Below are 26,716 nucleotides of genomic sequence, written 5' to 3'. Positions count from 1 at the left end.
TTTCGCGTGTCAGGATCCGGCCATCGCCTACGATGACGGGCGTGAGCAGACCTCGGGGCCGGTACGTCACCGGGCGTGACCGCGAGGAACGCATCGTGGCCGCGGCGGCCGAGCGGTTCGCGAGCGCGGGCTACCACAGCACCTCGCTGGCCGCGGTGGCGCGCGACGTCGGGATCACCCAGGAGGGCGTGCTCCACTACTTCCCGACCAAGGGCCATCTCCTGGTCGCGGTCCACGGCGTCCGGATGGCGGAGATCCGCCGCTGGTGGGGTCTGCTGCCGGACGAGCCGACGATGATCGACGTGCTCGCGCGGATGCAGATCAGCACGCTGCTGCTCGCGCGCTCACCGGAGCTCGTCGACCTGTCGGTGCTCACCGCCGTCGAGACCGCGCGCCTCGTGAAGGCGCGCGGCGACGGCTCGGTCGCCGATCACCCGGGCGCGATCGCGCACCTCACGGCGACGCTGGCGGGGTGCCGGGAGCGGGGCGAGCTGCTCGCGTCCGTCGATCCCGAACGCCTCGCGCGCCAGTGCATCGCGATGAGCGACGGCCTGCACTTCCAGTGGGTGATCTGTGAGCGCAGCTTCGACTTCCCGGCGGTGGTCCTCGACCATCTCGAGCTCGTCGCGACCGGCGCGATCCCCGCCGACCGCCGGCCCCCGGACGTACGGGCGGCGATCGTCGCGGCGGCGGAGGCCGGGCTGCGCGAGGCGGAGGCGTAGGCACCGACCCCGATTTGTCGAGTTCCGGCGCGAATCCGAGGGTGGAATCGCGCCGCAACTCGACAAATCGTGGTCGGTACGGGCGCCTCAGCCGACCGTCGCGCGCTCCGCGTCGATCGTCGTGTCGTCCCCGTGGCCCGTGTGAACGACGGTGTCGCCCGGGAGCGCGAACAGCCGCGCCCGGATCGACGCCCGGATCAGGTCCGCGTCCGAGAACGAACGGCCGGTCGCGCCCGGTCCGCCCTCGAACAGCGTGTCCCCGGTGAACACACACCCGAGCTCCGGCGCGTACAGGCACACCGCCCCCGGCGCGTGACCCGGTGTGTGCAGCACCTCGAGCGTGGTCCCGGCGATCTCGATCCGCTGCCCGTCGGACAGGTCGGCGTCCCATCGGACGTCGGGGTGGGTGAGCTCCCAGACCGGTTCGTCGCCGGGGTGCAGCCAGATCGGGGCCCCGGTGCGCTCGCGCAGCTCCGGAGCCACCCGTACGTGGTCGTCGTGCGCGTGGGTGCAGACGATCGCACGGACCGTACGGTCGCCGACGACCGCCATGATGTCGTCCACCGAGTGCGGGGCGTCGATCACGATGCACTCGGAGTCGTCGCCGACGACCCACACGTTGTTGTCGACGTCGAAGGTCTCGCCGTCCAGGCTGAACGTCCCGGACGTGACCGCGTGGTCGACGCGCGCCGACCCGGTCGGGCCCGCCGCCGTCACAGGACCACCACCGAGCGCAGCACGTCGCCGTGGTGCATCCGTTCGAACGCCGCCTCGACGTCACCGATGCCGATCTCCTCGGTCACGAACGCGTCGAGGTCGAGCCGGCCCTGCTGGTACAGGTCGACGAGCATCGGGAAGTCGCGGCTCGGCAGGCAGTCGCCGTACCAGCTCGACTTCAGGGCCCCGCCGCGGCTGAAGAAGTCGATCATCGGCATCTCCGGCGACGTCATGTCCGGCGTCGGGACGCCGACGAGCACGACGGTGCCGGCGAGGTCGCGGGCGTAGAAGGCCCGCTTCCAGGTCTCGGGGCGACCGACCGCCTCGACGACGATGTCGGCACCCTCCGCGCCCTCGTAGGTCTGCGACACGATGTCGCGGATCGCCTCGACCGGATCGACCTGCGAGGAGTCGACCGTGTGGGTCGCGCCGAGCTTCTTCGCGGCCTCGAGCTTCTTCGGGTCGATGTCGACGGCGATGATCGGCGACGCGCCGGACAGCGCGGCACCGGCGACCGCGGCGACGCCGACGCCACCGCAGCCGATCACCGCGACCGAGCGGCCGCGCGTCGCGCCGCCGGTGTTGATCGCGGCGCCGATCCCGGCCATCACGCCGCACCCGAGCAGGCCGACCGCAGCCGGTCGCGCCGACGGGTCGACCTTCGTGCACTGCCCGGCGGCGACGAGGGTCTTCTCCGCGAAGGCGCCGATCCCCAGCGCCGGTGACAGCTCCGTACCGGCGTCGTCGCCCTCGGCGAGCGTCATCTTCTGCGTCGCGTTGTGGGTGTTGAAGCACAGGTGGACGTCACCGCGCTTGCAGGCGCGGCACTCGCCGCAGACCGCGCGCCAGTTGAGGACGACGAAGTCGCCGGGCGCGACACCGGTGACGTCCGGGCCGACCGCCTCGACGATCCCCGCAGCCTCGTGGCCGAGCAGGAACGGGAACTCGTCGTTGATGCCGCCCTCGCGGTAGTGCAGGTCGGTGTGGCAGACCCCGCACGCCTGGATCGCGACCACGGCCTCACCCGGTCCGGGATCGGGCACGTTGATCGTCGTCACCTCGACGGGCGCACCCTTCGTACGGGCGACGACGGCCTTGACCTGCTGCATTGCGGCTCCTCGGGGTGGGGTGTGGTTGCGACAGCTCGACCGGCGCGAACCGGCACAACGCGACCCAATCACGCCAAACCGCGACGCGCACCACCGGCTCCCGATGAGTGAAAGGGCGGTGGATGCCGTACGGCGGTGAGCTGGTTCCCACGGCGACGCGGTGCCGGTGGACTGGTTCCCACGGCGACGCGGTGTCGGTGGACTGGTTCCCACGGCGACGTCGCGCGTGGGAACTAGCTCACCGCCGGGGGTACGGCGGGTGCCGCGCGTGGGAACCAGCTCACCGCTCAGCGGCGCTACCGGCGACCGACCGGGAGGTCCATCAGGTCGCTGCCGACGATGAGGTTGCCGGAGTAACCACGCTGCGCCTTGCGCCAGTGCGCCGGCGAGCCGCTGTCGCCGACCAGGTGGGTGAGGACGAGGTTCTTCGCGCCGGCGGGCTCGGCGACGTCGCGCCCGACCTGCTCGATCGTGGTGTGGGCGCCGAGCAGGTGCTCGCGCACGGCCGGGCCGACCTCGGGCGGCAGCGCCGACGTGAGCTTGTCCACGAACGCGGGATCGATCACCTCGTGGACCAGGTAGTCGGCGCCGTTGGCGAGGTCGATCAGGTTCTCGCTCACGCAGGTGTCGCCGGAGACGACGACCGAGCCGTCCGGGGTGTCGAACCGGAACGCGAACGCCGGCGCCGTCGGGTGGTGGTCGACCAGGGTCGCGGTCACCCGTACGTCCCCGTCGGTCATGATCTCCAGCGGCGCGTCCAGGCGCGGCGGCTTACCCAGCGGATCGACGGTCCAGACGCCCGACAGGTCGATGTCGTGCAGGTCGAACATGGTGTCCGGGCGGGTGAAGTTCGAGTCGCGTACCCGGTCGTTGATGTCCTGGGAGAACGCCTGCCTCAGGTAGCCGGTCATCCCGGTGATGCCGGGGTTCGGTTGCTCGGGGTTGACGACCTCGGGGTCGGGGCGGGTCGGCGGGAACACCCGCTGCAACGTGTCGCGCTCACCCGGTCCGTAGACGGGGATCGGACGACCGGGCTCGCGGCTGCTCGCGTTCATCCCGGACGTGACCCACAGTCCCGGCCAGTCGACGGTGTGGTCGGAGTGCAGGTGGGTGAAGAAGATGCCCTCGACGTTCGTCAGCGCTTCGCCGAGTCCGGTGTCGGGGTTGAGGCCGGCGCTGGCGAGCCGCTGGTACGAGCCCAGTCCGAGGTCGACCACGTACACCTTGTCGCCGTACACGATGGCCGTCGAGATCCCGGCGCGGTCGCCCCCGACGTACGTGGGGCCGCCGCCCGTGCCGAGGAGGACCAGGCGTGTGCGGGCGTTGCGTCCGGGCTTTCGGGAGGCGGTTGCGGACGTCGCGGTCGCGGCCGACGCGGGTGACGGGAGCACGGTGGCAAGTCCGCCGGCCGCGGCGGTCGCGCCGAGCGTCTTGAGGAACCGACGGCGGCTCGCGTCGGGCAGGGAGTTCACGGCATCGCCGAGGACGTTGCACATGGGAGAGGCTCCTTCGTCGGAGGGATGGGTTTTCGGTGTGCAGCCCGTTCGGTGCGTACGCAGCCCCTTCGGTGCGCACCGAACGGGGTGCGGATGCACCGCAGGGGTTGCGGCACACCCGCACGACGCCGTACGGCGGGCTCGGGTGCGCGGGGGCAGGACGTCAGGCGATCGCGGAGGCGGGGCGGGCGAGGACCGCGCGGGCGGCGCCGGCCATCACCAGCGCCGCCACGCCGACGACCACGAGCGCACCACCGAGGCCACCGAGGATCGCGGTGAGGGCGACGACGATCAGCGGGCAGAAGAACTGGCCGATGAAGAACGCCGACGTCCACAGGCCCGTACCGCGTCCGCGCTGCTCGAACGGCAGCGTGGAGATCGCCCAGGTGAGCAAGGTGGGGAGCATGAGGCCGGTTCCGGCGGAGCCGATCACCGCGCCGACCGCCGTCAGCGGCACCGCCGGGGAAACCCCGATGATGACGATCCCGATCCCGGCGAGCCCGGCCGCGACCGGCAGCAGCACCGCCGTGCCGCGCGGCGCGACACGGCCGAACATGAACGCGCCGAAGGCGGTTCCGGCCGAGGCGATCGCAGCGATCCCACCGATCGCGGCGGTCGCTTCGACGCCGAGGTCGTCCAGGGCGTACGGGAGCTCGACGATCGGGGTGTAGAACACGACGCCGCCGACCAGCGTGAAGATCACCGGCACGCGCAGCACGTCCCAGGGGATCGGGGGCAGCGTGACGCGCTCCTGCGGGCCGCCGACCGCCGTGCTGGGCGCGGTCTTGAGGAGCAGCACGGCGGCGAGCGCGGCGAAGACGGCGCCGACCGAGTAGAGCCAGAACGGCGTCTGCCATCCGGCGGCCCCGAGCGCGCCTCCGGCTGCGAAGAACACCGTGGCGCCGACGGCGGTGAAGACGGTCTGGAGCCCGAGCCAACGGTCACGCTCGCGGCCGGAGAAGTAGTCGGCGATCAACGTCGTGCAGCAGGTCATGATCGCGGCCTCGGTGATGCCGACGCCGGCGCGGGTCGCGACGATCGCGGGCAGCGCGTCGAGCCACAGCGGCGCGGTCCCGAACAGCGCGTAGACCACGAGCGCGATCACGAGGAGCCGCTTGCGGCCGAACCGGTCGACGAATCGTCCCGCGAACGGTGCCAGCAGGCCGACCATCAGCGCAGGGACGGTCAGGGTGACGGGTACGAGGGCGTCGGCGCCCGGCGTGCCTTCGAAGTGGTCCTGCATCGCCGGGAGGATCGGCGCGAGCAGCACGGAGCCGAGCACGGGCAGGCAGCTGATCAGCATCAGCAGCAACCCCTGCGTACGGCCGGGGGTGCGGCCGTCGACGACCACGGTGGTCGCGTCGGTGGTGGTTTCGGTGGTGGCCATCGGAGCTCCATCGGGTCGGCGGCACCACGCTCGGTGCCGTGTGACTGGCATCACTGCCCGCCCACTGTGACCGCCGACACCGGTAGCAGGGAAATAGATCCTGTTGGCCGTCGCTATCGACCGTGCGAATACCTCGCCGTGGGGTCGTCCGTCAGCCCACCGTCACTCCGGCGCCGCGGCGCACCTTCGCCGTCGACTGCCCGACCGGCCTCCGCGAGCATGCCGCGCAGCCACACGTGCGCCGGGTCGGTGCGGTGCTGCGGGTGCCACCAGAACGCCTCCTTGAGGGGCACCACGTCCCAGGGGCACGGCAGCGCGCGGATCGGGGTGACCCGGGCGAGGCGCTCGGCGAGCCTGCTCTGCAGCACGGCCACCCGCCGGGTCCCGGCGATCAGGAACGGGATGGAGAGGAAGCTGTCGACGACGATGTGCACGTCCGGCTCGACGCCGATCATCCGCAGCTGGCGGGCGGCCGGGGTGAACGCGGTCGGCAGGTGGTACGTCACGACCCACGGGAGGCGGGCGAGGTCGTCGAGGGTGAGCTCGTCGCCGACCTGGTCGTTGTCGTGCGCGACCACGCACACCCAGGTGTCCTCGTAGAGGTCGACCGCCGGGAAGTCCGTGATGAACCCGTGCGGCAGCACGATCCCGTCGACCGTCCGCAGGGTCTCGACGGCGCGGTCCACGGCGTACGGGGAGTTGGCGACGAACCGCAGCCGCACGCCCGGCGCCTCGCGTTCGACGAGCGTCGCGAGGTGGTCGCCGAGCACGGTCGCTGCGTAGTCCGAGACCATCAGCGAGAACTCGCGGTCGGCCGTCGCCGGGTCGAAGTCCGGGGTCGCGTCGAAGACCCGCTGGACCCCGGCGATCGCGAGCGACGTGCGCGCGACGAGCTGCTCGGCGAGCGGTGTGAGCGTGTAGCGGTTGCCGCTGCGGTCGAGGAGCTCGTCGTCGAAGTGGCGGCGCAGCCGGCCGAGCGCGGCCGAGACCGCGGGCTGGCTCAGCCCGAGGCGCTCGGCGGCGCGTGTGACGTTGCGTTCGTGCAGCAGGGCGTCGAGCGTCAGCAGGAGGTTGAGGTCGAGGTTGCGGAGGGACGAGGTGGCCACCCGGACACTATAGACAGCACTGATGACGGGTAGAGAGATTCTTTGCTTCCGTAATAGTGACCGGTGTCGCACAGTGGTCGTGATCACAGCTGATCCTGACCGCTGGAGGGAACCATGTCCGCAGTACGAAGCGTGCTCGTCGTCGGCGCCGGAGCCGCCGGGACCGCGACCGCGATCCTGCTCGCCGACCAGGGCGTCTCGGTCGACCTGGTCGACGTGAAGCCGGACGTCGGTGCGCTCGGTTCGGGGATCACGGTGCAGGGCAACGCGCTGCGCGTGCTGCGTCAGCTCTGCGTGTGGGAGCAGGCCCGCGCGCACGGCTACCCTTACGACACCCTCGGCCTGCGCGCACCGGACCCGGACGGCACGCTGCTCGTGGAGATGCCCGACGGCCGTACGGGCGGTCCCGACCTGCCGGCCACGATGGGGATGGAGCGCCCGGCGCTGGCGCGGATCCTCACCGACCGCGCGGTCGCCGCCGGCGCGAAGCTGCGGCTCGGGACCACGTTCGAGACCCTCGACCCGGACGACGACGGCGTCGACGTCACCTTCACCGACGGCAGCCGTGCCCGCTACGACCTCGTCGTCGGCGCCGACGGTGTCCGCTCGGCGACCCGCGCCGCGATCGGGATCGACCTCGAGACCCGCGCGACCGGGATGGGGATCTGGCGCGCCTTCGTGCCGCGCCCGGACTCGGTGACGCGCACCGACCTCTACTACGGCGGGCGCTGCTACATCGCGGGCTACTGCCCGACCGCGGAGGACTCGATGTACGCGTACCTGGTCGAGGACGCGCAGGACCGCAGCGGCCTGTCGCCCGAGGAGTCGCTGGAGGTCATGCGCGACCTCGCCTCCTCGTACCACGGGCCGTGGGACGACATCCGCGCCGTGCTCACCGACCCGTCGCGGATCAACTACACGCACTTCGAGGCGCACGTCCTCGAGGGTCCCTGGAACCGCGGCCGCGTCGTGGTGATCGGCGACGCCGCCCACACCTGCCCGCCCACTCTCGCGCAGGGCGCCGCGCAGGCGCTCGAGGACGCCGCCGTGCTCGCCGAGCTCCTCCTCGCCGCGGACGCCGTGGACGACGCCCTGTGGGACACGTTCACGGAGCGGCGGTACGAGCGGGCGCGCGCCGTCGTCGAGGCCTCGGTCCAGCTCGGGCAGTGGATGCTCGACGGCGAGCAGGGCGACGTCCCCGGCCTGATGGGCCGGATCGGCGCGATGCTCACCGAGCCGGCCTGACACGCACCACCGAACGACAGAAGCGACAGAGGAGACCACTGATGTCCGACCGTCTCATCACCCACCTGCGGCACGTCGACCTGGCCGTGCCCGACTACGCCAAGCAGCTCGAGTTCTACACGAGCATGTGGGGCCTGGAGAAGGAGAACACCGACGACGGCCTCGCGTACCTCGCCGCCGCCGGCTCGCCGGAACAGTACTCCGTACGGCTGCGTGCGGCCGACGAGAAGCGGCTCGACCTGGTGTCGTTCGGCGCCGAGAGCCCGGAGCACGTCGACGAGCTCGCCCAGCGCCTCGGCACCCAGGGTGTGCAGCTGGTCAGCGAGCCGGACAAGCTCCAGACGCCGGGCGGCGGCTACGGGTTCCGGTTCTTCGACAACGACGGTCGCACGATCGAGGTGTCGTCCGACGTCGAGGTCCGCCAGCACCGCAAGGTCGAGGAGGGCGAGTCCGTCCCGGTCAAGCTGAGCCACGTCGTGATCAACTCCCCGAACCCCGAAGAGACCGTCGCCTGGTACGAGAAGCACCTGTCGTTCGCGCTCTCGGACACGCTGCACTCGCCGCACGTCGGCAAGGTCATGTGGTTCATGCGGACGAACCCGCAGCACCACAGCTTCGCGATCGCGCGCGGCCCGCACGTGTCGCTGCACCACGCGTCGTTCGAGATGCGGGGCATCGACGAGTACATGCGCGGCACCGGCCGCCTGCTGCGGGCGGGTGTCGAGAAGATCTGGGGACCGGGGCGCCACCTCGCCGGCAACAACACCTTCAGCTACTTCCTCGACCCGCACGGCAACACCGTCGAGTACACGACCGAGCTCGAGCGGCTCGACGAGGACTCCTGGCACCCGCACCTGTACGACTTCTCCGACCCCGAGGTCACCGACCAGTGGGGCACCGCGAACCCGATGGACGAGTTCATCGCCGCCAAGTCCTTCAACGATCCCGACCGCGGCTCCTTCGTCGCGCCCCCGGTGTGATCGCGCGATGAGGCTCGCGACCTTCACGGACCGTACGGCGGGTGCCGGCGTAGCGGACCGTACGGCGGGTGCCGGCGCGCCCGGCCGTACGACCCGCGTCGGTGTCGTGCGCGGCGACCGGGTCCACCCGCTGGACGAGCCCGCCACGATGCGGGAGCTCGTCGAGCGCGGTCTGCCGGCGGCGCTCGAGGCAGGGGAGCGGGCGCTGTTCGGCCCGTCGCTCGCGCTGGACGATGTGCGGCTCGAGCTCCCGCTGGAGCCGGCGAGCGTGCGTGACTGCGTGGCGTTCGCGGAGCACGTCGACGGCGTGCGGCGCAGCATCGACGGTGCGAGCGGGGTCCCGGACGCGTGGTACGACGCGCCGACGTTCTACTTCACCAACCCGCACGCGCTGTACGGGCCGGACACCGAGGTGCCGTTCCCGGCGACCAGCGTCGCACGCGACTTCGAGCTCGAGGTCGCCGTCGTGGTCGGGCGCGAGGGCCGGTCGCTGAGCGAGGAGGACGCACGGGAGCACGTGTTCGGCTACGCGCTGTTCGACGACTTCTCCGCGCGCGACCTCCAGGGCCGCGAGATGCAGGTCAGTCTCGGGGCGGCGAAGGGCAAGGACTTCGCGACCGGGATCGGCCCGTGGATCGTGACGGCCGACGAGCTGGATCCGTACCGCGACGGCGACGGCTTCCTCGACCTGTGGTGCACCGCATCCGTGAACGGCGTCGAGGTCGGGCGCGATCTGCTGTCGAACTCCGGCTGGACGTTCGAGGCGATGATCGCCTACGCGTCGCGCGACAGTCTGGTCCGCGCCGGCGACCTGATCGGGTCCGGCACGGTCGGCCACGGCGGCTGCCTCGCGGAGCTGTGGGGTCGCCGCGGTACGCAGGACCCGCCGCCGCTGCGCGACGGCGACGTCGTCACGATCGCCGTCGAGCACCTCGGCTCGCTGACGCACACGGTCACGTCCGCTCCGCCGGCACCGGCCGTACCGGCTCCGCGTCGGCGCGATCCCCACCAGGCCCGCACCCAGCACACCGCACACACGAAGGATCAGTGATGTTCGAATACTTCCCCGGCAACTACGTCTGGAACCTCGGTGTCGTCGCGACGCTGAACAGCGGCGGTGTGATCGACGAGGTCGACCGGGCGTGCCGGCCGATCCGCGAGCTGGCCGCGCAGGGCAGCGACGTGGGGACGAAGGAGTTCATGGCGTCGTGGCGCGCGGTCGCCGACACGGTGGAGGCGCAGGCGGTCGACGCCGAGAAGGCCGGTCACCTCCGTACGGCGGGGGAGTGCTACTTCCGCGCGTCGGTGTACGTGTCGCAGGCCGAGCGGATGCAGGCCGCCGGCGACACGTCGCGCAACGCGGAGTACCAGCACAGCGTCGACCTGCTGACGAAGTCGTTCGAGCTGATCGACCCGCGGACCACGAAGGTCGACGTCCCGTACGTCGAGGACGGAGTCGAGACCGCGCTGCCCGCGTACTACTGCGACGCGTCGGTCGACGGCGAGCCGGCGCCCGTGGTGATCATGTGGAACGGCCTCGACTCGACCAAGGAGATGATGGTCGGCTCGGGGTTCCACCACATGCTCGCCGCCCAGGGGATCTCGACGCTCATGGTCGACTGCCCCGGCAGCGGCGAGGCGCTGCGGCTGCGCGGGCTGACCGCGCGGATCGACACCGAGGTGTGGGCCGCGGCCTGCGTCGACTACCTCGAGGGACGCGACGACGTCCGCGCGGACCGGATCGGCCTGGCCGGCTGGTCGCTGGGCGGGTACTTCGTGCCGCGCGCCGCGGCGTACGAGAAGCGGCTCGCGTTCGCGGTCGCGTGGGGTGCGAACCACAACTGGGGCGCGGTGCAGAAGCGTCGCCTCGACCGGGAGGGCGAGAACCCGGTGCCGCACTACTGGGACCACGTGATGTGGGTGTGGGGGTACGACGACCTCGATGCGTTCATCGCGATGGCCGAGGGCGTCCACCTCGACGGCGTCGTCGAGAACATCACGGTGCCGTTCCTGATCTGCCACGGCGAGAACGACCGGCAGATCCCGCTCGAGTACGCGCACCGGTCGTACGAGCAGGCGGTGAACGCGCCGAAGCGCGAGCTGCGGATCTTCACCGCTGAGGAGGGCGGCGCGGAGCACATCGGGCTCGACCACCTCGGTCACGTCGCCGCGTACATCGCGGACTGGATCGGCGACACGGTCACCGAGCTGGACGCGGCGGTCGGGCTGGACGCGGCGGCCGGGCTGGACGCGGCGCAGTGACCCCCGCCGCGCTCGACCCGACCGACCCCGAGGGCGCGATCAAGGCGACCGTCGACCGCGTCTCGAACTGGGGCCGCTGGGGCGACGACGACGTCCGCGGCACGATGAACTACCTCGACGCCGACGTACGGCGTGCCGCGGCCGGGCTGGTCCGGACCGGGGAGTCGTTCTCGCTGTCGCAGCGCTTCGACGGTGACGGTCCGCAGAAGGGCTGGCGGCGCCGTACGAACCCGGTGCACACCATGCTCGACACCGGCACCGACGCGGTCGCGGGGATCCAGGGGTTCCCGCACGGGATCGGCGGTGCCGACGACGTGATCGCGATGCCGCTGCAGTGCTCGACGCAGTGGGACGGGCTCGGGCACATCTTCGACCGCGGCCGCGCCTGGAACGGGCGGCCCGCGGACCAGGTCGTCACCTCGCTCGGCGACGGTGTCACCGGGATCGAGACCGTCGCCGAGGTGATCGCGGGTCGCGGCGTCCTGCTCGACGTCGGGCGCGCGGTCGGGGAGGACGGCGAGCTGCCGGACGGGTTCGCGATCACCGAGGAGCACCTGCGCGCGACCATCGCGGCGCAGGGGCCGAGCAGCGAGATCCGGCGCGGGGACATCGTGCTGGTGCGGACCGGACAGCTGACCCGTGTACGGCGCGGGCTGGCCGCCGGCGACGGCTGGGGCGACTACGCCGGGGGAGCGGCGCCGGGCCTGTCGTTCACGACCGCGGACTGGCTGCACGGCAGCGAGATCGCGGCGATCGCGACGGACACGTGGGGGTTCGAGGTGCGGCCGAACGAGTTCGACGTCGCGTTCCAGCCGCTGCACCAGGTCGCGATCCCGCACATCGGGCTGTTCCTCGGGGAGATGTGGGACCTGGACGCGCTGGCCGAGGCCTGCGCTTCGGACGGGCGGTACGACGTCTGGCTCACCGCGGCGCCGCTCCCGATCACGGGCGCGGTCGGATCGCCGGTGAACCCGATCGCGGTGCGCTGACCCCCCGGGTACCGGCCCCGCCCCCCGGTACCGCGGCGTGGCGGTGAGCTAGTTCCCACGCGGGTGCGTCGCGTGGGAACCAGCTCACCGCCGACCGGGAGGGGTGAGTCAGTTCCCACGCGGGTGCGTCGCGTGGGAACCAGCTCACCGACCGACCGGCGATCGCGCCTCGGGCGATCGGTGGCGTGATGGCCACCCGGGGTCGTTCAGCTAGTCGTCCAACGTCCTCACGCGGTCCAGCACATCTGCGTTGAGGGCGATCGCGGGATCGCCGAACAGGCGCTTGACGGGCATGTCCCCGATCATCGTGAGGATGGTCTCGCTCTCGAGGAAGGCGGCGGACGTCCCCGTCGGGTCGGCAGCCGTGACCTCGTCGAGAAGCGCGCGTCGTCGGCGCGCGTCCGCCAACCACTCGCGCAGCGTGGACCTCTCGTCCAGGCGCCGGCTCGGACCCGATCCGGGCACGAACACGTCGGCGCCGATCCGGAGATCGCGTGAGGACGAACCAACGGCGATACCGTAGGTCCCCTCGTCGACGACCCACCCCTCCTCGCGTTCGTCCCAGCGCGCGAACGCGCGTCGGTCCACGAGCGCCTCGATCCGCCGCTCCTCGCCGGCCGCGAGGCGGACCTTGCCGAAGGTCGCGAGCGTGCGCGGCGGCTTCGCAACGGGACCCGGGGCGGGTTCGATGTAGATCTGCCAGACCTCGGCGCCGTCGCGGTCTCCCGAGTTGCGGATGGTGAACGCGACGTCGACGCCGCCGCCATCGAGGAGGTCAGCTTGCGCATCCGAGTAGGCGAACGTGGTGTAGCTCAGGCCGTGGCCGAAGGGAAAGCCGACCGGACGCTCGGCTGCGTCGTACCCGCGGTAGCCCACGAACACCCCCTCGCCATGGAAGGCGTGACCGCCGGTCCCGGGGAAGCCCAGGTAGGTGGGGGTGTCACGCACCGTGAGCGGCATCGTCTCGGTGAGCTTGCCGGACGGGTTGACGTGGCCGAAGAGCACGTCCGCGAGCGCGGCCCCTCCGGCTTGACCGGGCAACCAGCAGTCCAGGATCGCGGCGACGTCCTCGTGCCAGCCGCCGACCTCGATCGCGCCACCGTTGTTCAGAACGACCACGGTCCGAGGATTGGCGGACCGGAGCGCACGAACGAGCGTCAACTGGTCGGCCGGCAGCTCGATCGTGCTCCGGTCGAAGCCCTCGGACTCCGTGTCCGGTCCGACGACCACCACCACGTCGTCGGCGGCCTCGGCGAGGGCGACCGCTCCTCGCCGAAGCTCGTCCTGCTCGACGACAGTCGGTCCGTCGACGCTGTACCCCGGCTCGAACGTGACCTCCCGCGTGCTCGCCTCACCCAGCGCACCGATCCAGTCGTCGACGCAGATCGGCTCGACGGCACTGCTGCCTCCTCCCTGGATTCGCGGGCTCCGCGCCAGGGCGCCGACGACGAGAACCCGGCCGCCGTCCGGGGCGAGCGGGAGCGTGCCGTCGTTGCGGAGGAGGGCGAACGATCCCGCTGCGACCTCGCGCGCGAGCGCGTGGTGAGCCGCGTGGTCGACCCCCGTCGGTTCGATCTTCGTCGTCGCCCAGGTCCGGGCGGCGCGAGCGACGCGACCGGCCGCGCGCAGGACGTCATCCGCGTCGAGGTCTCCGGTATCGAGAGCAGCACGGACGGCAGCCCTCGACCCTTCCGCGGGGCCGGGCATCTCGAGGTCGAGCCCTGCGGCGACCGCCGCGACCGGGTCGTCGACGGCGCCCCAGTCGGAGATCACCGCCCCGTCGAAACCCCACTCGCCGCGCAGGATCGTCGTGAGCAGCAGGCGGTTCTGAGCGGCGTACTCGCCGTTCACGCGGTTGTACGACGCCATCAGGAGTGCGGGGTTCGCCGTACGCACGATGTGCTCGAAGGCGGCCAGGTAGATCTCACGCAGAGCACGCGGTGAGACCTCGGCGCTCACCCTCATGCGGTCGGTCTCCTGGCTGTTGACGGCGAAGTGCTTGACGCAAGCGGCCACGCCGGCGCTCTGGACACCGCGGACGAACGCCTCGCCGACACGCCCAGCGAGCATAGGATCCTCCGCGTAGTACTCGAACCCGCGTCCGCCCAGCGGCGAACGCTTGACGTTGATGCTCGGGCCCAGGAGGACGTGCGCGCCTGCCGCACGTGCCTCGGCGCCGATGGCTCGCGCGACCCGCTGGACCAGGTCCGCGTCCCAGGTTGCCGCCAGCGCCGTCGGAGCCGGGAAACAGGTCGCCGGGACCTTGCCGGCCCAGTCGGGAAGGTTCATGGCGAGGCCGTGCGGGCCGTCGCTGAGGACGAGTGCGGGCACCTGCCGGTCGCGCAACGGTCTGGTGCTCGACAGGTCGCTGCCGCTGATCAACAGCACCGCGTCGTCGTGTGGCATGGCGGCGGAAGCCGGATCGAGGTCACCGGGGTCGGTCATGGTGTTGCCTCCTTCGCGGCTTGGGGGGCCAACCGCTCCATCTCGGCGCGTTCGAGCGGGTCGTGGATGTTCCAGCGTCGCGGCATCGGCGGGTCGTCAGCGGCAGCGCGGAACGAGCGGCCGAGCTGGTGGGCTCCGGACTCGAGCGTGATCACCTCGCTCCCGCCGGGCATGATGACCTCGGCACTCGTCCCTGGGGGGACTCTCACGTCGAGCTCGAAGAGAGTGCCGCGTCGGTGCCAGGACACCGTGACCGGTCCGTACGGGCTCTGGTGCGATGCACGTGCGTGTGTCAGGCCGCCCCCCGGAACGGGCGCGACACGGATCCGTCGATAGCCCGGCTCCGCCGGCGCGAGGCCGGCGACGGTGCGGTGCAGGAAGTCTGCGACAGCCCCGAGGGCGTAGTGGTTGAACGACGTCATCTCGCCCGGATTGATCGATCCGTCCGGGAGCATGCTGTCCCACCGTTCCCACACGGTCGTCGCCCCCATCGTGACCGGATAGAGCCAGGAGGGGCACGCGGTCTGGAGCAGCAGGTGGTAGGCGGTGTCGGGGAAGCCCGTGCGCACCAGTGCATCGCAGACGAGGGGTGTGCCGAGGAAGCCCGTCATCACCCGGTGGTCCGCCTCCTCGACCAGAGCACGGAGTCTCTGCCCCGCTGTCGGCAGCTCGTCGCAGCTCAGCAGGCCGAAGGTGATCGCCATCGCCAGCGAGGTGATGCTGTCGGCGACGATGCGACCGGACGGCGTCACGTACTCGTGCCGGAAGGCTGCACGTGCGCGTGCGGCGACGGCCTCGTACCGGACCGTCCGCTCCTCGTCGCCGAGCAGGCGACATGCGCGCGCGAGCAACGCCGCGGTGTACGCGTGGTAGGCGGTGGCGACCAGGTAGGGGTCCGTCGCGGAGTCGCCCGGGCGCTCCGGGGTCGCGCGCGGGTCGAGCCAGTCGCCGAGCTGGAAGCCGCTGCGCCAATGGCCCTGATCTGCGAGCGCGGTGACCTCGTCGACCCAGGCCGTCATGCTCGGAAGGGCGTCGGCGAGGATTCTCAGGTCGCCGGTGCGCTCGAACAGGGTCCAGGGGACGATGACGGCCGCGTCGCCCCACCCCGCTGCAGGATCGGCGGGGAAGCCGCAGTCCACCCACGGGTGGAAGCTGCGGACCGATCCGAAGTCCCGTTGCTCGTCGGCGAGGTCACGCAGCCAGCTCTGGAGCACGCCGGTCACGTCGTACAGGAACGCGGCGGCCGGAGCGAAGACCTGCACGTCACCGGTCCAGCCGAGCCGCTCGTCCCGCTGTGGGCAGTCGATCGGAAGTCCGACGAAGTTGTCGCGCATGCTCCAGACGACGTTCTCGTGGAAGCGGTCGAGCAGCGCATGGGACGACGCGAAGGTGCCACGGCGACGCATGTCCGAGTGGACGACCAGGGCCTCGACCTCGGGAAGGTCGCGATCGGACGGCCAGCCGACGATCTCGGCGAAACGGAAGCCGTGCAGAGTGAAGCGCGGCGTCCACGTCTCCGTGCCCTCGCCGGCGAACGTGTACCGGTCGATCGCATCGGCGGTACGGAGCGGGCGGGTCGCGAGCTCGCTGCCCTCGAGGACCTCGGCGTGGTGGAGCTCGATCGCCAGACCGCGGGGTGCGCGGCCTCGCACGCGCAGCTTCCCGGTGATGTTCTGTCCGACGTCGATGCGGATCCGTCCGTCCTCACAGCGATGGAACGAGGCCGGACGGAGCGTCTCGACCACGCGTACCGGAGGTCCTGTCGGCGCCGCCAGCTCCACCGTTGCGTCGCGGTGGAGCACGGTGGTGGCGTGCCAGGCGGCGTCGTCGAAGCCTGGTTCCGACCACCCGCGTGGGTGGCGGCGGGCGTCGTGGTGCTCACCTTCGTACAGGCCGGTCCGGGTGATCGGTGCGTGCGACCAGCGCCAGTCCAGCGGCACGGTGATACGGCGTCCGTCCGCGTGGTACAGCTCGAGCTGGAGCAGGAGGGAGACGTCGTTCCCGTAGACGTTCCACAGTCCGCCGCCGAACCCCAACCGTCCTCGGTACCAGCCGTCTGCCAGCCAGACACCCAGCGCGTTGCGTCCTGGGGTGAGCAGGCGACGGAGATCGAGGGTCTCGACCACGAGCCGGTGGTCGTAGCTGGTCCACCCGGGCGAGAGGATCGAGTCGGTTGCATCGCAGCCGTTCACCTCCAGGTCAGCGACCCCGTGCGCCGTCACGTACGCACGGGCTCCGACGACGTCAGCGGGAACGTCGAACTCCGCACGGAGGAGGAACGCCGGCCGCGGCTCATCCTCCTGTGCTTCGAGCGACGGTGACACGAAGTCGGACGTCCAGTCGTTCGCCGTCAAGGTTCGTTCGATCGTGATCGGCGCCGACCACGGTGTCGGCTCGTCAGACGCCGAGGTCCAGGCCCGGACCCGGACGTCGACGCGCTCCCTGGGCCCGATGTCACCGTCGCTCCACCGCTGCAGGACGGTCTCGTCGCCGTCGTGCCGGACCCGCCGCGGCGCTCGAGCGTGCGGCGCGTAGTGGATCTCGTAGCCCGTCTGCCGCTCGCCGTCCACGGTGTCGACGAGGCGCCAGCTCAGGCGGGGCCGGGGCGTGTCGACGACGTACGGTGCGGTCAGGTGCTCTGGACGAAGATCGACGACGCGGGTCATCCCTTCACCGATCCAGCCGTCAGACCCTTCATCACGCGCTGGTTGAGGACCAGATAGATCGCCAGCGTGCCGAGCACGTTGAGTGAGATCGCGGCGAATGTCGGACCGTACTGGACCTGTCCGAACTGCCCCGTGAAGTTCAGCAGCCCGACCTGGATGGTGCGCAGGTCGTCCCTGCTGGTGAAGGTGAGCGCGATCAGCAGGTCGTTCCAGATGAAGAAGAACTGGACGAGCGCGACCGTGAAGATCGCGTTGCGGATCAGCGGGAAGCCGATCGTCAGGAACGTGCGCAGAGCACCCGCACCGTCGAGGGCGGCGGCTTCGAAGATCTCCCGCGGCACTCCGCGGAAGTACGTCGCGATCATGAACACCGTCAACGGAAGCCCGATGGCCGTGTAGGTGATGATCAGGGGCCACAGCGTACCTGTCAGTCCGGTCCTGACGTAGATCGTGAACAGGGGGAGCAGGATCATCTGGGCCGGAACCATGATGCCCGCGAGGAACAGGAAGAGGACCACGTTGCGTCCGCGCCACACCATGACCTGGAGCGCAAAGGCAGCCGCGACACCGAGGACGATCGTCAGGGCGAGCGAGGGGAAGACCGCCACCACGCTGTTGCGGATGTACGTACCGAGGTTGCCTTCGGTCCAAGCGGTGGCGTAGTTGTCGAGCGACCACGACTCCGGCAGGGCGAACACGGAGTTGTTGAGGAACTCATCCTGGCTCTTGAAGGATCCGAGGACCAGCCAGATGAGCGGGTAGGCGACGATCACCAGCAGCACGGTGGTCGCGATCGCGGCCAGGACTCGACGGGCGGTGCGGCGTCGCGGACCCTTCGAGGCTCTGGGTGCGGCGCTGGAGGTCACGGTCGTGCCTGTCAGGGTGCCGGTGGACATGTCAGGCCTCCGTAGCGTCGCGTCGAGCAGAGCGGAAGATCACGAGCGTCACGAGCAGGCACAGGACGCTCAGCAGGAGCGCGATGGTGCTGCCGTACCCGTACTGCCCGTATGCGAACGACGTCTGGAACATGTAGAGCGTCAGTGGGGTGGTGGTGCTGCCGGGTCCACCGCTGGTCAGTGCGACGACCGAGTCGAAGACCTTCAAGGTCCCGTTGATGCTGAAGACCAGCGATGCCAGCAGGACGGGCAGACTCAGCGGCACGACGATGTGCCGCACGAGGGCGAGCCACGAGGCGCCGTCGAGCCGTGCGGACTCGATCATCTCCTCGGGGATGTCGATCAGTCCCGCGTAGAGCAGCACCGCGTAGAACCCCATCGACCGCCACGTCTCCATGAGCAGGAGCACGACGAACGACGTGCCTCCGGCCGAGAACCAGTCGACGGGTGACAGCCCCACGAGCTCGAGCAGCTGGTTGACCGGTCCTGTCCTGGGGGCGACCTCGAAGAGCTGTTGGAACAGCAGCGCCACCGCAACCGTCGGAATGACGACGGGGAAGAAGACGAGGGTCCGGACGAGTCCCGACCGACGCCGAAGGACGAACACGTAGAACAGTGCCAGTGCGTACCCCGCACCGACCTGCACCACCGTCAGGACCAGCGCGAATCGCACGGTGAACCACAGGGCCTCGTGCGCCTTCGGGTCGGAGACGAGCTCCCGGAAGTTGTCGAGGCCGACGAAGTGGAACCCGCTGATCGCGTTGCCCTCGAAGGCGGTGTAGCCGAAGGACCACACCACGGGCACGAGCATGACGAGCGAGTAGAGGACAAGTGCGGGGCCGAGCAGCACAACGATGGCTCGTCGGTCTCCGAGGACGCGGTTCATGGGTGTCCTGTCAAGGGGAAGGGTCGCGGCGGCGGGGCGAGCCGTGGGCGCCGGGCAGGGGGGCCGGCGCCCACGGCAGTCTGGTCAGCCCAGGTCGCGCTGGACTGCCGCCATGAAGTCCTCCGGGCTCATCTTCCCGGTGACGAGAAGCTGCGCGTTCGTCTGACTCGTCGTCGCGGCCTCGGGGTTGAAGAGCGCCTCGAACCACAGGACCGTCTCGTCGGTGCGGTCGATCTCTTCCTGCACGAGCGCCGTGAGAGGGGGCAGGTCGGATGCGTCGACGTCGGAGGCGAAGCCGGTGATCACTCCTTGATCGGCGAGTGACTGGGTGCCGAAGTTGTCGGCGATGCAGCCGAGCCACTCCTTCGCACCGCTGTCGAACGCGCTGTCCGCCATGGCGAGGGGGACCCCGATGTTGGCTGCGAGCTGGCTCGACGTGCCGGCTCCGCCCTCGACGTCCGGGAACGGCAGGAATCCGATGTTCTCGGCCCCGATCTTGTTCTGAGCGGGGTCGTTGAAGTTGGCGAGGGCCCAGCTGCCCATGTAGAACATCGCGGCGTCACCGGTGAGGAACTGATTGAGTGCGCCGTCGTAGTCGATGGAGCCGACGGACTTGCCGAAGAACCCCTCCGCTCCCAGGTCCGCGATCGCCTCGGCTGCGGCGACGTACTCAGGATCGGTCAGCGCTGCGTCGCCGTCGGCAACCTTCTGGAGCGCATCGGGACCGAGGGTGCGGTAGAGGTAGTTGCCGACGAGGCGGGTCAGCGGCCAGCCGTCCTTGCCGTCGGCAGAGAGCGGTGTGATGCCGGCTGCGGCAAGCTCGGTGGCGGCGTCGACGAGCTCGGTCCACGTGGTCGGCGGCGTGATCTCGTTGTCCTCGAAGAGTGCCTTGTTGTACCAGATGCCCTCGACGTTGAACTCGGTCGGCAGCACGTAGGTCGTGTCGCCGTAGATGGCTTCGATCGTCGACTGGGCAGCAGGGATGATGGCATCGGTCTTCCCGAGCGACTCGAGCTCGCTGCCCACGTCGACGAGCTGGCCGGCGTCGTCAAGCTCCTGCGCCAGGAGCGGGCTGTTGCCACTCGCGAACAGCGTCGGCAGCGCTCCCTGTCCGCTCTGGAGCTGGAGCTGCTGGTCGTAGGTGGCCTGCGGCTGGGTCGTCACCTCCAGTGGTGCCGCTTCGTTCTCGGTCGAGCACGCGTCCTCGCTGAGGGCGGTGAGCGTGTCCTGGATCGAGGTGTTCTCGGCGAACGAGAGGTACGAGAACGCCGAGGAGCCCTCCGCTCCGGCGCTGCTGTCCGAGCTGCCGGAGCAGCCGGTGAGCAGAAGCGCTCCCGCGGCAGCTGCCGCTGAGATCACCGTGGTCGTACGGCGAGTGTTCGTGCGTGCGGTCATCACGCGTCCCTCCAGGTCTGGGTGTGTGCTGTTGAAGCGCTTCAAGACCAGGACCGTAACGAGTGCGTTGCGTCACATCAACCGCCGGTTACGAAATTTCTCCCGCTCAAAAACAATGTGATGGTGGGCATCAGCACCCTGGATGGGGAAGCAGCCCGGGGAACCGCGGGCTCGCGGGAGTTGAAGCGCATCAAGAAGGACCGCCGGGGCCGTATGCTGTGTCCGGCCGAACCGCGGACGAGAAGGGAGCAGGACGTGCCGGAGCCAGCAGCCGGAGGTCGCGCACGTGCGGGCATCGCCGACGTCGCAGCACTTGCTGGCGTCTCGCAGGGCACTGTGTCGAACGTGCTCAACCATCCCGACCGCGTCGCGGCGAAGACCCGGGACAAGGTGCGGCGCGCGATGGACATGCTCGACTACGTGCCGAACGGTCTCGCCCGTTCGCTCGCCGCCGGCTCCAGCCAGGCGCTCGGGCTCGTGGTCTCCGACCTCGGGAACTCCGTGTTCGTCGACATCGCTCGTGGAGCGGAGCAAACGGCGGAGTCGACCGGCGGGACACTTCTTCTCGCCAACAGCGACGGCCGGCTGGAGCGCGAGGCCAGCTATCTTGCGGTCTTCGCTCAGAGCCGGGTGTCCGGGATCCTGATCACCCTGAACGACGCGGGGCACTATGCCGCGATCAGCCGAATCGCTCCCTCGGGCACACCCGTCGTCATGCTCAACCACCGAGCCGATCCTGGGCGATTCTGCTCGGTGAGCGTCGACGACGAGCTGGGGGGTTACCTTGCGACCCGCCACCTGATCGAGACAGGCCGCCGCCGTCTGGTCTTCGTCGGGGGCCCGGACAAGCTCGCACCGATCCAGCAGCGAGCACGTGGGTTCCGGCGTGCTGTCGCCGAGTCCGGGGTGTCTGCGATCGAGGTGGTTCCCCCGTGGATCAACCGCGCTGACGGATGGCGTATCGGTGCCGACCTGGCCGGCCGGGTCATCGACGGAGACGCGGACGGCATCGTTGCCTCCACCGACCTCCTGGCGGCAGGGATCGTCCAGTCTCTCGCGGGTCGTGGTGACATCCAGATCCCACGCGACGTCGCCATCATCGGCTACGACAACAACCAGGCTGCGTGGGACAGCCCGTTGCCCATCTCGACCGTCATGCAGCCTGGGCACGAGATGGGCAGCGTCGGCGCCGCAATGGTTGCCGACGAGGTGGAGGAGTCGGGGGAGCACGTCCACCGCTGCGCGGTCCTGTCCCCGAAGGTGCTCGTCCGCGATTCCTCGATGAAGATCGCGTGACGGTCACAACGCCCCCTTCGGTCACGGGTGTACGCACGCAACGATGGACGGAATGACTCACCCTCTGGTGCACCAGACACGCGGCGGCCCCGCGAGCGGGGCTGTGCAGGACGCTGCGGGCCTGCCGCGTACCCAACCTCGCCGCGGCCGTGACTGCCGAGGCCGGGCGCGGACGGTGCGAAGCTCGTCGTCGGCGCCGGTCAGGCCGGGGTGATGCGGAGCGGGACGGAGCGCCATCCGCGGAGCGTGTTGTTGTGGTGCCGCACGGCCGTGCCGGCGAGCTCGATCCGCTCGATCCGGCGCGCCATCGCCGTGAGGACGGCCTCGGCCTCGAGCCGCGCGACGTGCTGTCCCACGCACTGGTGGATCCCCATCCCGAAGCCGACGTGACCGGACGGGTCGCGGGACAGGTCGAAGCGGTCGGGGTCGGTCCACCGCCGCGGGTCGCGGTTGGCGGAGGCGAGCACGAGCAGCACCTTGTGCCCGTCCGGAACCACCACGCCGTCCACGTCGACGTCGCAGGTCGTCGTACGGAAGAACGTCTGCACCGGCGACTCCAGCCGTACGGCCTCGTCGAACGCGACCCGCGCGAGACTCGGCTGAGCCCGCAGCCGCTCCCACTGGTCGGGCTGTTCGGCGAACGCGTGCAGCACGGAGCTGAGCCCGTGGACCGTCGTGTCGACTCCGGCCGTGAGCAGCGAACGCACGATCAGCGGCGCCATCGCGTGCGTGATGTCGCCGCGGTCGGCCGCCGCCCAGATGTCGGCGCCGAACCCGACCTCCGCCAGCGCTTCGCGCTCGCACTGCGCCCCGATCCACGCGGAGACGTCGCCGATGCGCGCCAGACCCTTGTGGACCAGCTCGTTCGCGGGACCGAACGCGTTGAAGGCGTGGTCCCCGTACGGGAGGAGGTTCTCCCGACCGTCGGGGCGGAGTCCGAGGGCGTCGGGGAACACCCGCAGCGGGAACACGTCGGCGATGTCGTGCGCCCCGTCGAGCTCGGTCCGGTCGAGGAGCTCGTCGACCAGCGTCTCCGCGTCGGCGAACCACTGATCGCGCAGGCTGCGGAGACGCCGCGGGTTGAGGATCTCCTCGAGCACGTGCCGGGGCGCGTCGTGGTGGGGCGGATCCGCCTCGAGCAGCAGGCTCGGCGGGCGCCACGGCTTCTCGGTCCGGAAGTTCGACAACCCGACCCCGGCCGCTGACTGGAAGGTCTGCCAGTCGGTCAGCGCGGCGTGGACGTCGGCATACCGCCCCATCGCGAAGAGGTCGTACTGCGGCAGGTACGCGATCCGGCCGGCGTCGCGCAGGCGCTGGTGGAACGGCGCCGGGTCGTTGAGCACCTCGGTGCCGAACGGGTCGTCGGTCAGGATCGGGGCGGTTCCGCTGTCGAGGACGGTCATGGTCGGCTCCAGGGAGGGTGAGGTCGCGGGCGGTTCAGAGGTCGAGGACGAGGCGGTCGCTGCACGCTCGGGAGACGCAGACGAACATCGTGTCGCCGCGCTCGCGCTCGTCGTCGGACAGCAGGGCGTCGCGGTGGTCGGGGACGCCGGCGACGACGCCGGTCTCGCAGGTGCCGCAGATGCCCTGGCGGCACGAGGTGAGGACGTGGACGCCGGCGTCGGCGAGCGCGTCGATGACCGGGCGGCCCGGCGCGACCTCGACGACCCGGCCGGACGCGGCCAGCTCGATCTCGAACGACGTGCTGCGGACGGGCGCGGGCTGGTCGGCGGCGACGAACCGCTCCGTACGGACCGATCCCGCCGGCAGCATGGTGCCGCGCGCCTCGACGGCGGCGAGCAACGGAGCCGGCCCGCAGCACGAGACCCGCGTCCCTTCGGGGAGCGACGCCATCGCCGCGCCGAGATCGAGGAGGCCCTCGGCGTCCTGCGGCACGACCCGGACCCGCGACCCGTACGCCTCGAGCTCCTCGAGGTACGCCATCGAGGACCGGCTGCGTCCCCCGTACAGCAGCTCCCACGACCCGCCCATCGCCTCGACCGCGCGCACCATCGCCAGGATCGGCGTGATCCCGATGCCGCCCGCGATGAACAGATGATGCGGTGCGGGGGAGAGCCGGAAGTGGTTCCGCGGGCCGCCGATGCCGAGCAGGTCGCCCGGTTCGAGGTCGTCGTGGACCGCTGCGGAGCCGCCGCGGCCGTCGGGCTCACGCAGGACGGCGATCGTGTACGTGGTGGCGTCGCGCCGGTCGCCGCACAGCGAGTACTGCCGGACGTGGTCGCCGGGGAGCACGAGATCGATGTGCGAGCCCGGCGTCCAGTCGGGCAGGCGGCGGCCGTACGGGTCGGCGAGCGTCAGCTCGCACACACCGTCGGCGACGAGGCGCTTGGCGACGACCGTCACCGTGGTCCGGCTGTCGGCGTCGCCGGTCGGCGCCGCGGTGGCGGTGAACGGCTGCGGTGAGGATGTGAGCACGGTCACGATCGTCGGTCCGCGGAGCGGTGCCGGCGAAGACCCGTTCCACTCAGTGGGAGGGTTGTGTGCGCCGCGTCACGCGCCCGCCGCGGCCCGCGTCACGCGCGATCCGGCGTCGTCATCGTCCGCTGGATGCCCTGGGCTGCGGCCCGCAGCGCCGGAACCACCCGTACGGCCGTGTCGTCGTTGGGCACCACCACGCCGAGCGCCGCGATCACGCGGTCGCGGTCGTCGCGGACCGGCACGGCCACGCCGGCCGCCGCGGGTCGGATGTGGCCGGGCGTGTGGACGAACCCGGTCCGGCGGATCTCGGCCAGGTGGACGCGAAGACGGTCCGGGCTGGTGATGGTGTCCGCGGTGTACGGGCGCAGGGGCCCGGCGAGCACCATCGCCTGAACCTCCGTGTCCGCGTGCGCGAGCAGGACGAGGCCGCTCGACGACGCGTGCAGCGGGAGGCGGCCCGCGACCTCGGTGACGTTGATGACGGCGTTGCGGGCAGAGAGCCGTTCGACGAACAGCACGTCGTGCCCCTCGAGCACGCCGAGCTGCACGTGGTGGCGTACGACGGTGTGCAGGTCCTCCATGAACGGCAACGCAGCCTCGCGCAGACCACGTGTCGGGGCCGCCCGGGATCCGAGCTCCCAGAGTCGGACGCCCACGCGGATCCGGCGGCCGTCGTCGGTGCGGGCGAGCAGGTCGTGGCGGACCAGCTCCGCGACCATCCGCGAGGTCGTCGACAACGGCAGTCCGGAGCGGCGGGACAGCTCGGAGACCGTCAGCGCCGTCGAGCGGGTGTCGAACGCGCTGAGGATCCTCACCGCACGGGCGAGCACACCGTCGGGCGGCTCCGGCGCCGCTGAGGGGCCTGGGGTCACCGCGGCTCCAGCGCGCTCAGGATGGAGCTCACCAGGAGCGGCTCGGCATCGTCGGCCGTGTGGTCGCCGCGGGTCACGGCGGCCGAGGCGCCGTGGAGGATGCTCTGGATCATGGTGACCTGCCACGTCACGGGCTGGTCGGTTCGGAAGCTCCCTGCGGACCGGCCGCGCTCGAGCAGCGCGCGCATCCGTACGACGGGCTGCTCGTGCGCGGTCCGGAGGGTGTCGGGGCTCAGCGTCTTCTCGGCGGCCTGGACGAGCGCGCCGGTGCGGTGGGTGACGCGCCAGGAGGCCGACAGCAGTCGCGTGATCGCGTCGATCGGATCCCCGTCGAGGTCCACAGCGGTCAGCTCGTCCTCCGCGCGCGTCATCACGGTGTCGACGACCTGCTCGATCAGGGCCGCGCGCGAGTCGAAGTGCCCGTAGAGCGTGACGCGTCCGACGCCGGCCTCGTCCGCGATCTCGGCGATCGTGGCATCCGGGTTGCGCGCGAGACAGCGCGCGGCGGCGTCGATGATCGCGGCGATGTTCTTCCGGGCGTCGGCGCGCTTGGGCGCGGGGCTGGCGTCGGTCACGAACCCCATTGTGGTGCAGGAACTTATCTCGTACAGCCATGTTCGAGTTTGTGGTAGTGTCGCGATCTCGAACACAGGTGTACGAGATCGGGGGAAGAGAGATGACGGTCGTTCGCTTCGTACGGCACTTCGCCGAGATGATCCTGGCGATGGTGCTGGGGATGATGCTGCTGCACCCGCCGTGGCGCGCTGTCGCGGACGCGACCGACGCCGCGTGGATGGGCTGGGCCGAGATCGACGCGCTGGCGATGGCGACGGCGATGGCCGTGCCGATGGCGGCATGGATGTGGTTCCGCGGGCACGGCCGGGCTGCGATCTGGGAGATGTCGCTGGCGATGTACGCGGGGTTCGTGCTGTTCTTCCCGCTGCTGTGGGCCGGTGCGATCGGCGGTGACGCGATGTACGCGCTCGGTCACGTCGCGATGGTCGTGCTGATGCTGGCCGTCATGCTGCGGCGACCGCACGAGTACGCGCACCGTCACGGAGCGGAGGTGGATCGTGCACCGGAGCCTCACCCGGCCGCTGGGGGATGAGTCGGGCCCGGCCGCACGGCGCCCCGCGTGGTGGCGTACGTGGCTGTCATGGACGCCCGCGCTCATCGGCATCGCGGCGGGCGTCTTCCAGCTCGTCTCCGACCCGCACGATCTGGACGGGATCCTGACCGTGCTCCTGCTCGCCACCGGCGGGTACGCCGTGATCGCCTACGCGGGACGGCCCGCGTGGTCGTGGCCCCTGCTCGCAGTCGTGGTCGCCATCCATCTCGCGGGCGAGCTGCTCCCCGTACCCGGGATCGCCCTCATCACGATCGTCACGCTCGAGGTCGTCGTCCTCGGTGCGATCCAGGGGAGGTGGCGGCCGCCGCCGCGTGAGCAGGCGTGGCAGGGGTGGGCGGGATTCGGATTCATCGCGTGCGTCCTCAGCACCGTCTGGCTCGACACCGGGGCCGCGGTGGTCGTCGTCGCGATCGGTCTGCTCGCGCACGGCGCGTGGGACATCGTCCACCTCAGGCGGCGCGTCGTGGTCGCGCCATCAATGGCGCAGTGGTGCGCCGGACTCGACATCACCCTCGGCGCGGGCGCACTCGCGATCGCCGTCGTGGGGTGAACGAGGGCGGGCGCCGGCTCGCACCGCCGGCGGGGCCGGCGGTGAGTGAGTTCCCACGGTCACGCGCTGCGTGGGAAACAGCTCACCGCCGACCGGGGGTGGTGAGTGAGTTCCCACGGGCATGCGCTG

At 70.8% G+C, this 26,716-nt stretch carries 23 protein-coding genes; 9 read left to right on the top strand and 14 right to left on the bottom strand.

Annotated elements, in window-relative coordinates; translation table 11 throughout:
• Positions 1-41 precede the first annotated feature (41 nt).
• Positions 42-722 carry a TetR/AcrR family transcriptional regulator gene (locus CLV56_RS19270; RefSeq protein ID WP_170224828.1) on the top strand — a complete coding sequence of 227 codons (681 nt, stop codon included), beginning with the start codon at positions 42-44 and terminating at the stop codon, positions 720-722.
• Between the two features lie 87 nt (positions 723-809).
• Here CLV56_RS19270 and CLV56_RS19265 read toward each other — a convergent pair whose 3' ends face one another.
• The 5 genes from CLV56_RS19265 to CLV56_RS19245 form a co-directional block, all read right to left on the bottom strand.
• Positions 810-1,439 (bottom strand): MBL fold metallo-hydrolase, encoded by a 630-nt coding sequence (locus CLV56_RS19265; RefSeq protein ID WP_039364895.1) that lies wholly within the window; start codon positions 1,437-1,439, stop codon positions 810-812.
• Entirely contained in the window at positions 1,436-2,548 is a 1,113-nt protein-coding gene (locus CLV56_RS19260; RefSeq protein WP_039364897.1) for an S-(hydroxymethyl)mycothiol dehydrogenase, read from the bottom strand. Before CLV56_RS19260 ends, CLV56_RS19265 begins: the two co-directional genes overlap by 4 nt.
• A gap of 296 nt (positions 2,549-2,844) precedes the next feature.
• A complete protein-coding gene (locus CLV56_RS19255; RefSeq protein WP_039364899.1) occupies positions 2,845-4,044 on the bottom strand; it encodes an MBL fold metallo-hydrolase in 1,200 nt (399 codons plus the stop codon).
• A gap of 163 nt (positions 4,045-4,207) precedes the next feature.
• The gene (locus CLV56_RS19250; RefSeq protein ID WP_100415467.1) at positions 4,208-5,431 is read right to left on the bottom strand and encodes an MFS transporter; all 1,224 of its coding nucleotides are present in this window, start codon (positions 5,429-5,431) and stop codon (positions 4,208-4,210) included.
• Positions 5,432-5,544: 113 nt separating this feature from the next.
• Positions 5,545-6,537 carry a LysR family transcriptional regulator gene (locus CLV56_RS19245; RefSeq protein WP_100415466.1) on the bottom strand — a complete coding sequence of 331 codons (993 nt, stop codon included), beginning with the start codon at positions 6,535-6,537 and terminating at the stop codon, positions 5,545-5,547.
• A gap of 114 nt (positions 6,538-6,651) precedes the next feature.
• Between CLV56_RS19245 and CLV56_RS19240 the strand changes: the two genes are divergently transcribed.
• The 5 genes from CLV56_RS19240 to CLV56_RS19220 are packed head-to-tail and all read left to right on the top strand — an operon-like array spanning position 6,652 to position 12,013.
• On the top strand, positions 6,652-7,782 hold the full coding sequence (locus tag CLV56_RS19240; RefSeq protein WP_039364900.1) for an FAD-dependent monooxygenase: 1,131 nt from the start codon (positions 6,652-6,654) through the stop codon (positions 7,780-7,782).
• Between the two features lie 41 nt (positions 7,783-7,823).
• The gene (locus CLV56_RS19235; RefSeq protein ID WP_039364901.1) at positions 7,824-8,762 is read left to right on the top strand and encodes a VOC family protein; all 939 of its coding nucleotides are present in this window, start codon (positions 7,824-7,826) and stop codon (positions 8,760-8,762) included.
• Positions 8,763-8,769: 7 nt separating this feature from the next.
• Complete coding sequence (locus CLV56_RS19230; protein ID WP_100415465.1) at positions 8,770-9,813, top strand: fumarylacetoacetate hydrolase family protein; 1,044 nt, start codon at positions 8,770-8,772, stop codon at positions 9,811-9,813.
• Positions 9,813-11,024 carry an alpha/beta hydrolase family protein gene (locus CLV56_RS19225; RefSeq protein ID WP_100415464.1) on the top strand — a complete coding sequence of 404 codons (1,212 nt, stop codon included), beginning with the start codon at positions 9,813-9,815 and terminating at the stop codon, positions 11,022-11,024. The genes CLV56_RS19230 and CLV56_RS19225 overlap by 1 nt, the downstream gene beginning before the upstream one ends.
• Complete coding sequence (locus tag CLV56_RS19220; protein WP_039364903.1) at positions 11,021-12,013, top strand: cyclase family protein; 993 nt, start codon at positions 11,021-11,023, stop codon at positions 12,011-12,013. The genes CLV56_RS19225 and CLV56_RS19220 overlap by 4 nt, the downstream gene beginning before the upstream one ends.
• 210 nt (positions 12,014-12,223) lie before the next feature.
• On the opposite strand, the gene CLV56_RS19215 is transcribed toward CLV56_RS19220, so the two are convergent.
• From CLV56_RS19215 to CLV56_RS19195, 5 genes are all read right to left on the bottom strand, one after another.
• Positions 12,224-14,458: a glycoside hydrolase family 3 C-terminal domain-containing protein gene (locus CLV56_RS19215; RefSeq protein WP_039364905.1), complete on the bottom strand. Its 2,235-nt coding sequence runs from the start codon at positions 14,456-14,458 to the stop codon at positions 12,224-12,226.
• Positions 14,455-17,124 (bottom strand): family 78 glycoside hydrolase catalytic domain, encoded by a 2,670-nt coding sequence (locus CLV56_RS19210; protein ID WP_100415463.1) that lies wholly within the window; start codon positions 17,122-17,124, stop codon positions 14,455-14,457. Before CLV56_RS19210 ends, CLV56_RS19215 begins: the two co-directional genes overlap by 4 nt.
• Positions 17,121-18,020, bottom strand: coding sequence for a carbohydrate ABC transporter permease (locus tag CLV56_RS19205; protein WP_100415462.1), 900 nt, complete (start codon positions 18,018-18,020; stop codon positions 17,121-17,123). Before CLV56_RS19205 ends, CLV56_RS19210 begins: the two co-directional genes overlap by 4 nt.
• A 1-nt stretch (position 18,021) precedes the next feature.
• Positions 18,022-18,906 carry a carbohydrate ABC transporter permease gene (locus tag CLV56_RS19200; protein WP_039364907.1) on the bottom strand — a complete coding sequence of 295 codons (885 nt, stop codon included), beginning with the start codon at positions 18,904-18,906 and terminating at the stop codon, positions 18,022-18,024.
• Positions 18,907-18,990: 84 nt separating this feature from the next.
• Positions 18,991-20,301, bottom strand: a complete 1,311-nt coding sequence (locus CLV56_RS19195) for an ABC transporter substrate-binding protein (protein WP_039364909.1) — start codon at positions 20,299-20,301, stop codon at positions 18,991-18,993.
• A gap of 123 nt (positions 20,302-20,424) precedes the next feature.
• On the opposite strand from CLV56_RS19195, the gene CLV56_RS19190 reads away from it, so the two are divergent.
• Complete coding sequence (locus tag CLV56_RS19190; protein ID WP_211288205.1) at positions 20,425-21,597, top strand: LacI family DNA-binding transcriptional regulator; 1,173 nt, start codon at positions 20,425-20,427, stop codon at positions 21,595-21,597.
• A 200-nt stretch (positions 21,598-21,797) separates the two neighbouring features.
• Here the strand turns inward: CLV56_RS19190 and CLV56_RS19185 are convergent, their stop codons facing one another.
• The 4 genes from CLV56_RS19185 to CLV56_RS19170 all read right to left on the bottom strand — a co-directional run bounded on the left by CLV56_RS19185 (position 21,798) and on the right by CLV56_RS19170 (position 25,483).
• Positions 21,798-23,000, bottom strand: a complete 1,203-nt coding sequence (locus tag CLV56_RS19185; protein WP_039364911.1) for a cytochrome P450 — start codon at positions 22,998-23,000, stop codon at positions 21,798-21,800.
• Positions 23,001-23,034: 34 nt separating this feature from the next.
• Positions 23,035-24,033: a PDR/VanB family oxidoreductase gene (locus CLV56_RS19180; protein WP_100415541.1), complete on the bottom strand. Its 999-nt coding sequence runs from the start codon at positions 24,031-24,033 to the stop codon at positions 23,035-23,037.
• 98 nt (positions 24,034-24,131) lie between these two features.
• A complete protein-coding gene (locus tag CLV56_RS19175) occupies positions 24,132-24,908 on the bottom strand; it encodes an IclR family transcriptional regulator (protein WP_100415460.1) in 777 nt (258 codons plus the stop codon).
• Positions 24,905-25,483 carry a TetR/AcrR family transcriptional regulator gene (locus CLV56_RS19170; protein ID WP_245857995.1) on the bottom strand — a complete coding sequence of 193 codons (579 nt, stop codon included), beginning with the start codon at positions 25,481-25,483 and terminating at the stop codon, positions 24,905-24,907. Before CLV56_RS19170 ends, CLV56_RS19175 begins: the two co-directional genes overlap by 4 nt.
• Positions 25,484-25,584: 101 nt before the next feature.
• Here CLV56_RS19170 and CLV56_RS19165 point away from each other — a divergent pair, with 101 nt between their 5' ends.
• Positions 25,585-26,016, top strand: coding sequence for a hypothetical protein (locus tag CLV56_RS19165; protein ID WP_211288204.1), 432 nt, complete (start codon positions 25,585-25,587; stop codon positions 26,014-26,016).
• Positions 25,982-26,587, top strand: a complete 606-nt coding sequence (locus CLV56_RS19160) for a hypothetical protein (RefSeq protein WP_100415459.1) — start codon at positions 25,982-25,984, stop codon at positions 26,585-26,587. Before CLV56_RS19165 ends, CLV56_RS19160 begins: the two co-directional genes overlap by 35 nt.
• Positions 26,588-26,716 lie beyond the last annotated feature (129 nt).

This window comes from Mumia flava, from assembly GCF_002797495.1.
GTDB classification, from domain to species: domain Bacteria; phylum Actinomycetota; class Actinomycetes; order Propionibacteriales; family Nocardioidaceae; genus Mumia; species Mumia flava.
This window is presented reverse-complemented; position numbering and strand designations above follow the sequence as displayed.

What these genes read in the sequence shown, in the direction of transcription:
- CLV56_RS19240 (WP_039364900.1), top strand. Translation starts at nt 6,652, where the DNA reads ATGTCCGCAGTACGAAGCGTGCTCGTCGTCGGCGCCGGAGCCGCCGGG.
- CLV56_RS19185 (WP_039364911.1), bottom strand. Translation starts at nt 23,000, where the DNA reads ATGACCGTCCTCGACAGCGGAACCGCCCCGATCCTGACCGACGACCCG.
- CLV56_RS19205 (WP_100415462.1), bottom strand. Translation starts at nt 18,020, where the DNA reads ATGTCCACCGGCACCCTGACAGGCACGACCGTGACCTCCAGCGCCGCA.
- CLV56_RS19260 (WP_039364897.1), bottom strand. Translation starts at nt 2,548, where the DNA reads ATGCAGCAGGTCAAGGCCGTCGTCGCCCGTACGAAGGGTGCGCCCGTC.
- CLV56_RS19200 (WP_039364907.1), bottom strand. Translation starts at nt 18,906, where the DNA reads ATGAACCGCGTCCTCGGAGACCGACGAGCCATCGTTGTGCTGCTCGGC.
- CLV56_RS19250 (WP_100415467.1), bottom strand. Translation starts at nt 5,431, where the DNA reads ATGGCCACCACCGAAACCACCACCGACGCGACCACCGTGGTCGTCGAC.
- CLV56_RS19215 (WP_039364905.1), bottom strand. Translation starts at nt 14,458, where the DNA reads ATGACCGACCCCGGTGACCTCGATCCGGCTTCCGCCGCCATGCCACAC.
- CLV56_RS19235 (WP_039364901.1), top strand. Translation starts at nt 7,824, where the DNA reads ATGTCCGACCGTCTCATCACCCACCTGCGGCACGTCGACCTGGCCGTG.
- CLV56_RS19195 (WP_039364909.1), bottom strand. Translation starts at nt 20,301, where the DNA reads ATGACCGCACGCACGAACACTCGCCGTACGACCACGGTGATCTCAGCG.
- CLV56_RS19210 (WP_100415463.1), bottom strand. Translation starts at nt 17,124, where the DNA reads ATGACCCGCGTCGTCGATCTTCGTCCAGAGCACCTGACCGCACCGTAC.
- CLV56_RS19165 (WP_211288204.1), top strand. Translation starts at nt 25,585, where the DNA reads ATGACGGTCGTTCGCTTCGTACGGCACTTCGCCGAGATGATCCTGGCG.
- CLV56_RS19225 (WP_100415464.1), top strand. Translation starts at nt 9,813, where the DNA reads ATGTTCGAATACTTCCCCGGCAACTACGTCTGGAACCTCGGTGTCGTC.
- CLV56_RS19255 (WP_039364899.1), bottom strand. Translation starts at nt 4,044, where the DNA reads ATGTGCAACGTCCTCGGCGATGCCGTGAACTCCCTGCCCGACGCGAGC.
- CLV56_RS19230 (WP_100415465.1), top strand. Translation starts at nt 8,770, where the DNA reads ATGAGGCTCGCGACCTTCACGGACCGTACGGCGGGTGCCGGCGTAGCG.